The sequence below is a fragment of the Roseitalea sp. genome (genome assembly GCF_984466335.1).
Window position 1 is genome coordinate 1 of record NZ_CFIFWG010000093.1, and the last position, 11849, is coordinate 11849.

Here is an 11849-nt window from a genome sequence, read left to right on the forward strand (position 1 = left end):
GGGACTGCCCGAACGGCGGGGCAGCATATAGCGCTAGTCGTCGCGAGACGGAACCGCCGAGATGATCACCATCGCCTGAGCGAGCGGGTAGTCGTCGGTGATGGTGACGTCGATCTGCGCTTCGGTGCCGGGCGGCAGCAGCTCCTCCAGCCGCACCGCTGCCCCCTCGGTCAGCGCCATGGTCGGCTTGCCGCTGGGGAGGTTGACCACGCCCATGTGCTTCCAATGCACGCCGCGCCGCGGCACGCCGGTGCCCAGCGCCTTGGCGCAGGCTTCCTTGGCGGCGAAGCGCTTGGCATAGGAGGCCGCGCGCATGCGTCTGCGTTCGGATTTGTCGCGCTCTATGTCGGTGAAGACGCGCGCGATGAAACGCGCGCCATGCTTTTCCAATGTCCTTTCGACACGACGTATGTCGATCAGGTCGCTGCCCAGGCCGATGATCATGATGCAAGGCGCCCGCGGTGCGGCGCCGAACCGGGCGCCGGGCCGCCCTCCTGCGCATGCACCCGTTGCAGGGCAAGCGCCCGCTGGGCCCGGCGCGCGGCGCGGCGCGTCTGGAAGACGGCGACGGCCATGCGCGTGGGCATATAGATCAGCACGCCGGCCACCAGCCCGATCGGCACGCCGCCGACCACCATGGGCAGGATCCAGGGCCCCCAAAGGGCGGCAAAGCCGTGCTCGGCAAAAACGGCACCGAAGCGGGCGCCGTCGGCGCCGTTGCCCTCGATGCCGAGCACCCAGCGCCCGAGCGCCAGCGTCGAGGCCCAGATCATCGGAAAGGTCAGCGGATTGCCGATGGCGGTTCCGAACGCGGCGGCGATCATCGAGCCGCGCATCAGGAAGGCGAGAAGAAAGGAGAGCAGGAAGTGAAAGCCCATCAGCGGGGTGAACGATGCGAATGTCCCGGCGGCGACACCGGCGGCGATGGCATGGGGCGTTGCGCGAATGCGCAACACGCGCTTGGCATAATAGCGCATCGAGCGCCCGTAATTGCGCCGCGGCAGGACCGATACGCGCAGACGCGTCAACCGATCTTCCTGCTGGCGGCGCTTGAACATCATGGGCGGGCTTCCGTTCTCCGGGCACCGGTGGCGCGCCGGATCGTCATGTGCGAGATCGCGCTATGGAACAGGCGATCGCCCGCAGATACGCGCGCGCCAGCCGCGCTTCAAGCGCCGACGTCGCCAACCGGGCCGACAGCAAGGCCGAAACGAGGCGGGGCGCGCTCGTCGCGGCCCGTTGGCGGCCACCAACCAGCGCCGCTCACCCGTTCACGCGCTCGGCGGTCGAAACCGCCTCGGAGTCGCGCAACTGCCCCAGAAGGCGGGTCAGATGGCGCAGGTCCCACACTTCCAGGTCGAAGATCATCTCGGTGAAATCGGGCGCCGTGCGCACCATGGCCAGCGTGTGGATGTTGGCGTCGTTGCGGGCGATCAGATGGGCGATTTCGGCCAGCGACCCCGGCGCGTTGATCGCGGTGACGACGATCCGGGCGGGAAAACGCGTGCGGTTGGCCACGTCAATGTCCCAGCGCACGTCGATCCAGCGGTCGAGCTGGTCGTCATAGGCGGCCAGCGCCGGCGACTGGATCGGATAGATGGTGATGCCCTTTCCCGGCGTCGAGATGCCGACGATGCGGTCGCCGGGAACCGCGCCCTCGGGCGAAAACCGCACCGGCAGGTCGCCCGCCGCGCCGCGTATGGGCAGGATGCGGTCGCCTCCGCCGGCCTCGGGGCCGGCGCGCGCCGCGCCGCCGGCGGGCTCCCCGGCGCTGCCGGGAAAGCGAAACATCATGCCGGACGCGTCGGTGAGGTTGAACCAGCCCTCGCCAAGCAGTTCGGCGCTTGCGGGCGTTGACGGCTTCTCGTCCTGGAAGTCCGGAAAGATGGCCTTGATCACATGGGCGGAGGCCAGTTCGCCGCGCCCGGCCGCGGCCAGAACGTCCTCGACGTCGGTGTGCGCGAGCCTGCTCAACCCGTCCTTGAGGATGTCGCGCGAGAAGGGCCGGCCGGCGCGCTCGAAGGCGCGTTCGAGAATGCGGTGTCCGAGGCCGGAATACTGCCTGCGCACGGCGGCGCGCGTCGCACGGCGGATCGCCGCGCGCGCCTTTCCGGTCTTGACTAGCGCCTCCCAGGCCGCCGGCGGGGCGGTCGACGAGGAGCGGACGATCTCCACCTCGTCGCCGTTCTGAAGCTGGGTGACCAGCGGCATGATGCGGCCGTTGATCTTGGCGCCGACGCAGCTGTCGCCGATATCGGTGTGCACCGCATAGGCGAAATCGACCGGGATCGCGCCGCGCGGCAAGGCGATCAGCCGCCCCTTGGGCGTGAAGCAGAAGACCTGATCCTGGAACAGTTCGAGCTTGGTGTGTTCGAGGAACTGCTCGGGATGATCGCCTTCGGAAAGCGATTCGATCGTGCGCCGGAGCCAGGCATAGGCGCTGGTGTCCTGAAAGGCCTGGTCGGCCCTGCCGCTCGGGCGCGCATCGCCATTGGCCAGCGCGCCGTTGTCCTTGTAGATGGCATGCGCGGCGACGCCATATTCGGCCACCTCGTGCATCCGCCGCGTGCGGATCTGCAACTCGACGCGCTGCTTGGAAGGGCCGACGATCGTCGTGTGGATCGACCGGTAGTCGTTCTGCTTGGGCGTCGAGACATAGTCCTTGAAGCGGCCGGGCACCATGTTCCACTTGCGGTGGACCACGCCCAGCGCCCGGTAGCACTCGTCCTCGGTGCCGACGATGACGCGAAAGCCGAAAATGTCGGACAGCTGCTCGAACGACAGGCCCCTGGTCTCCATCTTCTTGAAAACCGACCAGGCCTGCTTGCGCCGGCTGTCCACCTCGGCGTGAATGCCGTTGTCCGCCAGAAGGCCGCGCAGCGTCGCCGTGATCTCCCCGAGCAGGCCGGCATGGCGCGCGGCGATCTGCCTGAGCCGGTCGGACACGGTCGCATGGGCCTCGGGGTTCAGGTGCCGAAAGGCAAGCTCTTCGAGTTCGTTGCGCATGTCCTGCATGCCCATGCGGCCGGCGAGCGGCGCATAGATGTCCATCGTCTCCTCGGCGATGCGCGCGCGCTTGTCCTCGCGCACGAAGTCGAGCGTGCGCATATTGTGCAGCCGGTCGGCCAGCTTGACCAGAAGAACCCGCGCATCCTCGGCGATGGCGAGCAGCAGCTTGCGCAGGTTTTCGGCCTGCGCCGCCTTCCTGGAGACCAGATCCAGCCGCTTGAGCTTGGTCAGCCCCTCGACCAGGCGGGCCGTGTCCTCGCCGAACATGTCCTCGATCTCGACGCGCGTGGCCGACGTGTCCTCGATCGTGTCGTGCAGCAGGCCGACGGCGATGGTCGATTCGTCCATGCGCATGTCGGTGAGGATGGCCGCCACTTCGAGCGGATGGGAGAAATAGGGGTCGCCCGAAGCGCGCGTCTGCCCGCCATGCTTCTTCATGGCGTAGACATAGGCCTTGTTCAAAAGGGCCTCGTTGACCTGCGGCTTGTAGCGCTGGACACGCTCGACAAGCTCGTATTGGCGCATCATCGGACGGCGACCTCATGAAAAAGCGCGCGGGCCTTGTCGCCCACGCGCTCAATATAGTCACGCAAGACCGCCATAGTCATGCCGGACGGGTCCGCCAAGGGCGCCTTGTCTTTGGATGGGAGCGGATTGGTGGACAGGGCTTTTCGCCGCGGCGAGGAAAAGACCGCAGCGCGATCCGACGATCGCGCGAGGCTTTTGATGGTGCCGGCGGCGGAAAAGACATCCGAGCCGGAGGCCGGCACCCGATTGAGGTCGCGTAAGGGCCGCACGTTGCCCGCGCTTGGCCTTTTGCGCTCCGGGCGGCGTTGCGCGCGCCTTGCCGGATCACAAAATCCCGGCGCTCAGACGATTCCAGCTCAAGACCAACCGCTCTAGTCGTCCGATTTTTCCGGCGGAACGAGGCCCTCGATGCCGGCCAGCAATTCCTCTTCGCTCATCTGAGCGCCGCCGAAGGCGATCTGCTCGGGCGCATCGGGCGTTTCGGCAGCCTCGCCCAGTTCGGCCTCGGGCTCGTCGACCTCGACATGCTTCTGCAACGAGTGGATCAGATCCTCTTCCAGATCGCCCGGCGCCAGCGTCTCGTCGGCGATCTCGCGCAGCGCGACGACCGGGTTCTTGTCATTGTCGCGATCCACGGTGATCGATGCGCCCTGCGAAACCTGCCGCGCGCGATGGGCGGCGAGCAGGACCAGATCGAAACGGTTTTCCACTTTGTCGATGCAGTCTTCGACGGTCACGCGAGCCATGGGCGTTCCTTTGGCGAAAATGGTCGTGTCGGGATCGCAAGCGCTATACACGCCGCCGCATGGCCGCGCAAGCATGGCGATGCGGTCGGCGGCGGGCGGCCGACTTGATTTTGCCGCCAACTCATGGAAAGCGGGCCAGCATACTTGAAACCGTTTTCATGAAGGGACGATTGCATGTTCGACCAACGCGAGAAGATTGCCCTGTTCATCGACGGCGCGAACCTTTACGCCGCCGCCAAGGCGCTTGGCTTCGACATCGACTACCGCAAGATGCTCGAACATTTCCAGAAGCGCGGCTATCTCATGCGCGCCTATTATTACACCGCGCTGATCGAGGATCAGGAATATTCGTCGATCCGCCCGCTGATCGACTGGCTCGACTATAACGGCTACAAGGTCATCACCAAGCCGGCCAAGGAATTCACCGACTCGACCGGACGCCGCAAGATCAAGGGCAACATGGACATCGAGCTGACCATCGACGCCATGCAATTGTCGCGGTCGATCGACCATGCCGTCCTGTTCTCCGGCGACGGCGATTTCCGCGTGCTGGTCGATGCGCTACAACAAAACGGCTGCAAGGTTTCGGTGGTGTCGACCATGGCCAGCCAACCGCCCATGATCGCCGACGATCTGCGGCGCAACGCCGATCACTTCATCGACCTGAAGACGCTTCAGCCGGAAATCGGCCGGGCGCCGTCCGAGCGGGCCGCGCCGCGCTATGATGGCGGCGAGGACGGCGAGGACGACGTCCATGACGACTGACAATGGCGCTCGATCCGCCGGCCGATTGTCGGCTTTGCCCGCGTCTTTCAGGGTTCGTTTCCAGTTGGCGCGCGCGCGAACTGGACTGGCACAATGGCCCGGTGCGGACCTGGCTGCCGACGGGCGGCGCGGATTCGGTTCGGTTGCTGATCGTCGGGCTCGCGCCGGGCCTGCGCGGCGCCAACCGGACGGGGCGGGCGTTTACGGGCGATGCGTCGGGCGCGGCCCTGTTCGCGGCGTTGGAGCCGCACGGGCTGGCACGCGGCCATGAGCCGGGCGCCGATGGCGCGGGCATCGAACTGATCGGCACCGCGATCACCAATGCGGTGCGCTGCGTGCCGCCGCGAAACCGGCCCGTCGCCAGCGAAATCAACAACTGCCGGCCGTTTCTTGAAAATACGATTCAGCGTCCGGTGCGCCTGCGCGCGATCCTGACGCTGGGCAAGGTCGCCCATGAATCGACGATACGCGCGCTGGGCGAGCCGGCGGGCAGGCATCCGTTCGGGCACGGCCGGCAAACCGCCATCGGCGGACTGACCGTCGTTTCGAGCTATCATTGCTCGCGCTACAACATGAACACGGGCCGGCTGACCGGGGCGATGCTGGACGATGTGGTGGGCCGCTGCTCGTCGATCGCCGGCCGAAGGTGATCGCGCGGCGCGCCGGCGCGGAGGTTTACCCCTTCTCCCGCAGCAACCGCGCCTTTTCGCGGTTCCAGTCGCGTTTCTTTTCGGTCTCGCGCTTGTCGTGCAGCTTCTTGCCGCGCGCGACGGCAAGCTCCAGCTTGGCCCGGCCGCGATCGTTGAAATAGAGCCGGAGCGGCACGATCGTCATGCCTTCGCGGTCGGTCGCGTTGACCAGCCTGGCGATCTCGCGCCTGCTCAAAAGCAGCTTCCTGCGCCGGCGCGGATCGTGGTTGAAGCGGTTGGCTTCCAGATATTCGGGGACGTGGCTGTTGATCAGCCACATCTCGCCATCCTCGAAGCTGGCGTAGCTCTCGGCGATGTTGGCCTCGCCGTTGCGCAGCGCCTTGACCTCGGTGCCGCGCAGCACGAGGCCCGCCTCGACCACGTCCCCGATCTCGTAGTTGAAGCGCGCCTTGCGATTGTCCGCCACGAGCGTGCGGGCGGTCCGGTCCTTCTTCGGTGCGGCCATGGCTAGCGGGTCGGTCGCCGGGCGTCAGTTCAACAGGCCGGCGTGACGCATGGCATCGTCGATCAGCGCCTCGTGGGCGGCTTCGACGGGAACCATGGGCGAGCGCAGCGCGTTGTGCATCCGGCCCAGGCGCGACAGCGCATATTTGGCGCCCGACACGCCCGCCTCGGCGAACAGCGCCTTGTGCAACGGCATGAGCCGGTCCTGAAAGTCGAGCGCGGCGGCGAAATCGCCGGCGGCCATCGCGCCCTGAAATTCGGCGCACAGGCGCGGCGCGACATTGGCGGTCACCGAGATGCAGCCGACGCCGCCATGGGCGTTGAAGCCCAGCGCGGTCGAATCCTCGCCGGAGATCTGGATGAAGTCCGGCCCGCACGCCATGCGCTGCTCGGACACGCGCTCGATGCGCACCGTGGCATCCTTGACGCCCCAGATGTTGGGAAAATCGCCGGCAAGCCGCCCCATCGTCTCGGGCAGAAGGTCGATCACCGAACGCGGCGGAATGTTGTAGATGAAGACCGGAATGTCGACGGCCTGGGCGATGGCCGCGAAATGCGCATAGAGCCCGCGCTGGCCGGGCTTGTTGTAGTAGGGCGTCACGCTGAGCACGGCGTCGGCGCCGGCCCGTTCGGCGTGCTGGGCGAAATCGACGGCCTCATGGGTGTTGTTGGAGCCCGCGCCCGCCATCACCGGCACGCGGCCGGCCGCCTGCTCGACGCAGAGCGCGATCATCCGCTTGTGCTCGTCATGGGTGAGCGTGGGCGATTCGCCGGTGGTCCCGACCGGGACGAGCACCCGGGTGCCCTGCTCGATCTGCCAGTCGACGAGCGCGCGGAACGCGGCCTCGTCGACCGCGCCGGCCGCATCGAAGGGGGTTACGAGCGCGGTCATCGAGCCGCGGATGCGGCTGCGCTCAACGGTCGGCCCGTCTGTCATGGCCCGTGCTCCAATCATGGCGCGGCGCGCCGCGCAAACAGTTTCGGCGTGCGTCAACCGCACGACGTTCCCCGGAAGGTCGGCGCACCATATGCATCGACGGCGCGGCGGGCAAGCGGCGCGCGGATGTTGGCGGCCATCGACCGCCCCGTTTCGTTAACCGTCGATTTACCGTGCGGGTCGAGGCTCGTCGCATTGCGGCCACGCGCGATTGGCATAGGAGTAAGATGGCGTTCAACCACAATCTGATGGCGGGCCTCGCCGCGCTGGGCATGGCAACCCTTGCGGGCCTTGGCGCGCTGTCGACGACCGGACCGGGCGGCGAACGGGTCGCGGCCGGCGCCGGCACCGCCCCGGTGACGACCGCGAGCCTTCCGCCAATGGCGGAGACGGCCGAAGCGGCCGCCCTGGCGCGGCTGGGCATGGCGCTGGAGGCGATCCATGACGGCCGCATCGCCGATGCCCGCCGGATTGGCGAGGTCCTGCCCGCCGGCTCCCTCGATCGCGACCTGACCGACTGGACGCTGGCAATGTCCGGCGACCGGGAGGTCGGCGCAGGCGAGATCGCGCGGACCATGGAGCGCCTTGCCCGCTGGCCCGGTCAGGCCGCGCTCGCGCGCAATCATGAACGGGCGCTGGCGCGCGGCCGGCCCGGGGACGCCGGGCTGCGCGCCGCGTTCGCCACCTCCCCGCCGCGGACCTTCGAGGCGGCCTATGCGCTGGCCAAGAGCCATGCGCGCGCCGGCGACACGGATGCCGCGCGCGCGCTTCTTGCGCCGCACTGGCGCGGCGCGGTCCTGTCGGAGGCGATCGAACGCGAGGTGCTCGACCTGTTCGCCGGCATATTGACGTCCGGGGATCATGGCGCCCGCTACTTCAACATGATGACGCGCGAACGCATCGCCGCCGCAGGCCGCGTGGCCGAGGCGGCCGGCATGGCCGGCCTGCACGGGGCATGGGCGGCCGTGATCGGCCGCGCCCCCGACGCCGACCGGATCATCGCGGACGTCCCGGACGCGCTGCTCGACACCGAGGCGGGGCTTTACCTGCGCATCGAGCATTTGCGGCGCACGGAGCGTTTCGAGGACGCAGCGGACCTGCTCGACGCGGTGGCATCGGACCCGGCGGCGCTGACCAGCCCGGACGCGTGGTGGAACGAGCGGCGGATCGTGTCACGCTCGCTGCGCGAACGCGGCATGGCCGAGCGCGCCTACCGGATCGTGGAGCGCCATCGCGGCGGCAGCGCGGCCACGCGCGTCGACGCGGCGTTCCACGCCGGCTGGTACGCGCTGCGGGATCTGGGCGATCCGGAGCGGGCACGGCCGCATTTCAAGGCCATCGAGGCGATCGCGGTCGGCCCGTCCTCGCGGGCGCGCGCCGCCTACTGGCTGGGGCGGACGGCGCTGGCCAAGGGGGACCGGGTCGAGGCCGAACGCCGGTTCCGACGCGCCGCCGCCTTTCCGACCGCTTTTTACGGCCAGCTCGCCGCGCAGGCCCTCGGGCACGACCGGCTCGCCATCGGCGCCGTGCCCGACACGGACGCAGCGCGCGCTGACCTTGCCGCCGCGCCGGTCCTCGCCGCCGTCGAGCGGCAGAGCGCGACGGGCCGCACACGCCATCTGCAAACGCTCTATCTGGGGCTGGCCGACGCGTTCGGCACGCCGGCACATCTTGCCGCCCTCGCCGAACATGCCGCGGCCGCCGGCCACCACGCGATCGGGCTCAGGGTCGCCAAGCGCGGGCAATGGCGCGGCCACGATCTGGGCCTTGCGACGCACCCGGTTGGCGCCATCCCCTCAAGCGGGCTGATGGCGCCCGCCGACCGCGCGCTCGCCTATGCGGTCGCCCGCCAGGAGAGCGAATTCGACACCAACGCCGTCTCGCGCGCCGATGCGCGCGGACTGCTGCAACTGCTGCCCTCGACCGCGCGCGATGTGGCGAGCCGGATGGAACTGTCCTACAGCGCGGGGCGGCTGACCGCCGACCCGGCCTTCAACGCGCTGCTCGGCACGCACTATCTCGACGAGCAGCGAGACCGGTTCGGCGGCTCCTACCTTCTGACCTTCATCGCCTACAATGCCGGGGCGGGCCGGGCGCGCGACTGGATCGGCCGCTTCGGCGACCCGTCCGGGCTGTCGCTCGACGAGACCATCGACTGGATCGAGCAGATCCCCTTCCCCGAAACGCGCCGCTATGTGCAGAGGGTGATGGAGAACCTGACCGTCTACAAGGCGCGCTTCGGCCTGCCGCTGACGATCGCGGCCGACCTGACAGGCCGCGCGGGGTAGGCCGTATCGGCATCACCGGGACGCGCGCACGCCCTGCTTGCATGGCGTCAGGCGACCGATTTGACCTGCTTTTCCGAGCGTTCGGCGCTCCCGGACGGAGCGCTTTCCGGCGCAGGCCACTCGGCCTTGGCGTTGATCCGGTCCAGGGCGATCACGCACTGATCGAGATCGTCGGTCGCAAGGTGGGCGTAGCGCAGCGTCATCTGGATCGTGCGGTGGCCGAGAAAGGCCTGCACGCGCCTGAGGTCGATGCCCGCCTGCACCAGCCGCGAGGCGCAGGTGTGCCGCAGCATGTGGGGCACGAACTGCCTGTCGTCCTTCAGCCCCATCTCCTTCTTGACGGCGTTCCAGTGATAGCGGAACCGCTGATATCTCACATGCAGGAACGGCCCGCCCGGCCGGCGCGCCTGATCGGCGAGCACGCGGACGGCGCGGTCGGTCAGGGGAACGGTGCGGCTGCGGCCCGACTTGGTGACCCAGAAGGTCGCCTTGCCGCCGTGCACGTCGCCGTGCTTGAGGCCGAGCGCCTCGCCGACCCGCGCGCCGGTGTCCGTCAGGAAAACGCACAAGTGCCGGTAGATCATGTCCCGGCCGCCAAGCTTCCGGAGCAGAACCCGTTCCTCGTCCGGCGTCAGGAACCGGATGCGGGCGTTCCTTTCCGGCAGGCGGACATATGTCGGCAATCGTTTGATCAGCCCTGCTCGCTCCGCTTTTCGCAACAGTTTGTAGAATGCGGCCAGCTTTCTGTTTATCGTCGCGTTGGAATTACCTTCCCTACGATAGTGAACGATCAATCGATCGACAAGATCGTCATCAAATCTCGCGATTTCGTTTGATCTTATAAAACGGTCAATTTCAAAAATGAATGCCTCGACATTGCGCTTATGCGGAGCTTCTTCCCACAATACGCTGTGATATCTTTCGTAAATTGAATGTATATCTACAGACATGGATTCCGGGTGGATTATTCAGGATTGATCTGTTTTTCATTCTTGCTCCATTGTCAAATCGAACCGGCCGACATGACCCCACCCGATAGATCGCTTGAAGAAAAAACCCGGCGGGAGACCGCCGGGCTCAGTTGTGATGACTGAATCGGGCTAGAGAGCCGCGCCCATCAGTTTAGAACGAAACCGTGAAGCTCATTTCAGCGTCGTCCCAGCCGCCTTCGTCGAAGTCGGCTTCGGCTCCAATGGTAAATCCATCGGTGACCTCGAAGTCGGCGCCCACTTCGATGATCCAATCATCGTCGGTACCGGAATTGTCTGCCGCAGTTATGACCGTCGCATATTGGTTAACGCCATAGTCGAAGCCGGCGGAAAGGGTCAGTTTTTCGGTCGCCTCGAATTCCGCGCCGATGCCGAAAACCCATTCATAACCGGTAGAATAGGCGGTTGGAAGAACAATGGTATTCGCAACGGTTGCTGGATCGGAATCGCCGGAATACTGGACGCCCGCATCGATGGTGATCGGGCCGGAGGTGTACTCGGCCGTTACGGCGCCACCGAAGAAATTGGTCGTATCGTCATAGACCACAGCGCCGAAAACGGTGACTGGATCGAAGGTGAATTCCGCAGCCGCAACGATCGCCGGCATCCAGTCGGCATTGCCATCGTCTTCGATCGACAAAGTGAAGGAGCCGCCACCAAAATCAGTCGTGTATGCGACAAGACCTGTGTCAGGGCCATCAGCGTCCAGGTCCGAGGCACCGAAGCCAACGGCATAGAAGGAATCGGTGTAACCAACCGTCAGGCCCGCAAGCGTCATGAACGCCTCGTTGACCTGAACGTTGGCATCGCCGAGCAAGTCTTCGGTCTGGGAAACGTTGTCGTCGTCGGCGCCCAACTGGATCGAAGTGGTAAGCTCACCATATTCGGTGTCGCGCCACGTCTCAAAGTCGAGCGAGATCTCGTACTCGGCTTCCCAACCCTGCTGACCATCCGGATCGGTGACCGTGAAGACGCCTGTGTTCTGGTCCCTGGTTCCAAGAACGTCACTGTCACTGAAGTTGAACTCATAGACGACTTCACCCGAGATCTTCAGGCAGGTCTCGCCGCCGGGGATGTAGAAATAGCCGTCGCCGGCCGCATCGCACACGCGGACATATTCGACCATTTCGGGTTCGGGGATGACGATGTCGGCCGCGTTGGCGGCCGAGACCGCCACCATTGCCGCCGCCGAGCCGAGAAGAAGGCTCTTGATCTTCATAATTGACCTCCAGTCAAGCGCGGATCGCCCGTGACCGGCGGCCGGCCGGGGCGGCACTGGAAACCGGCCCCGTCCATGCGCTAAGAGGGTCCACCCTCCCGCTTGCGTCCGGTGCCGTGTCCCCAGCCTTCGCCCCGCCCCCGTTCGATCCCGGAGAGAGCCTGTTCGTTTCGGCGCGCGACGGGCTGCGGCTGCATGTGCGCGCCTTCGGGCC

Annotated in this window: 11 protein-coding genes; 3 read left to right on the forward strand and 8 right to left on the reverse strand. The window is 66.7% G+C overall.

What is annotated here, in order from left to right; all coding sequences use genetic code 11:
• Positions 1–33: 33 nt before the first annotated feature.
• The 4 genes from acpS to rpoZ form a co-directional block, all read right to left on the reverse strand.
• Positions 34–444 carry a holo-ACP synthase gene (gene acpS, locus AC5E6L_RS09675; RefSeq protein WP_491772905.1) on the reverse strand — a complete coding sequence of 137 codons (411 nt, stop codon included), beginning with the start codon at positions 442–444 and terminating at the stop codon, positions 34–36.
• Positions 441–1061, reverse strand: coding sequence for a DUF2062 domain-containing protein (locus tag AC5E6L_RS09680; protein ID WP_491772907.1), 621 nt, complete (start codon positions 1059–1061; stop codon positions 441–443). The genes acpS and AC5E6L_RS09680 overlap by 4 nt, the downstream gene beginning before the upstream one ends.
• A gap of 202 nt (positions 1062–1263) precedes the next feature.
• Positions 1264–3537: a RelA/SpoT family protein gene (locus AC5E6L_RS09685; RefSeq protein WP_491772909.1), complete on the reverse strand. Its 2274-nt coding sequence runs from the start codon at positions 3535–3537 to the stop codon at positions 1264–1266.
• A 371-nt stretch (positions 3538–3908) separates the two neighbouring features.
• Positions 3909–4283 carry a DNA-directed RNA polymerase subunit omega gene (gene rpoZ, locus AC5E6L_RS09690; protein WP_491772911.1) on the reverse strand — a complete coding sequence of 125 codons (375 nt, stop codon included), beginning with the start codon at positions 4281–4283 and terminating at the stop codon, positions 3909–3911.
• Between the two features lie 174 nt (positions 4284–4457).
• Between rpoZ and AC5E6L_RS09695 the strand changes: the two genes are divergently transcribed.
• Positions 4458–5048 (forward strand): LabA-like NYN domain-containing protein, encoded by a 591-nt coding sequence (locus AC5E6L_RS09695; RefSeq protein ID WP_491230772.1) that lies wholly within the window; start codon positions 4458–4460, stop codon positions 5046–5048.
• Between the two features lie 2 nt (positions 5049–5050).
• Positions 5051–5698 (forward strand): uracil-DNA glycosylase family protein, encoded by a 648-nt coding sequence (locus tag AC5E6L_RS09700; protein ID WP_491772913.1) that lies wholly within the window; start codon positions 5051–5053, stop codon positions 5696–5698.
• A gap of 25 nt (positions 5699–5723) precedes the next feature.
• Here AC5E6L_RS09700 and smpB read toward each other — a convergent pair whose 3' ends face one another.
• Positions 5724–6203: an SsrA-binding protein SmpB gene (gene smpB / locus AC5E6L_RS09705; protein ID WP_491230774.1), complete on the reverse strand. Its 480-nt coding sequence runs from the start codon at positions 6201–6203 to the stop codon at positions 5724–5726.
• 24 nt (positions 6204–6227) lie between these two features.
• Positions 6228–7139, reverse strand: a complete 912-nt coding sequence (gene dapA, locus AC5E6L_RS09710) for a 4-hydroxy-tetrahydrodipicolinate synthase (RefSeq protein ID WP_491772915.1) — start codon at positions 7137–7139, stop codon at positions 6228–6230.
• 227 nt (positions 7140–7366) lie between these two features.
• Here dapA and AC5E6L_RS09715 point away from each other — a divergent pair, with 227 nt between their 5' ends.
• Positions 7367–9427: a lytic transglycosylase domain-containing protein gene (locus AC5E6L_RS09715; RefSeq protein WP_491772917.1), complete on the forward strand. Its 2061-nt coding sequence runs from the start codon at positions 7367–7369 to the stop codon at positions 9425–9427.
• A 47-nt stretch (positions 9428–9474) separates the two neighbouring features.
• Here AC5E6L_RS09715 and AC5E6L_RS09720 read toward each other — a convergent pair whose 3' ends face one another.
• Both AC5E6L_RS09720 and AC5E6L_RS09725 read right to left on the reverse strand, forming a co-directional pair.
• Positions 9475–10110 (reverse strand): site-specific integrase, encoded by a 636-nt coding sequence (locus AC5E6L_RS09720; RefSeq protein WP_491230688.1) that lies wholly within the window; start codon positions 10108–10110, stop codon positions 9475–9477.
• Positions 10111–10549: 439 nt separating this feature from the next.
• Positions 10550–11635, reverse strand: a complete 1086-nt coding sequence (locus AC5E6L_RS09725) for a porin (RefSeq protein ID WP_491772919.1) — start codon at positions 11633–11635, stop codon at positions 10550–10552.
• Positions 11636–11849 lie beyond the last annotated feature (214 nt).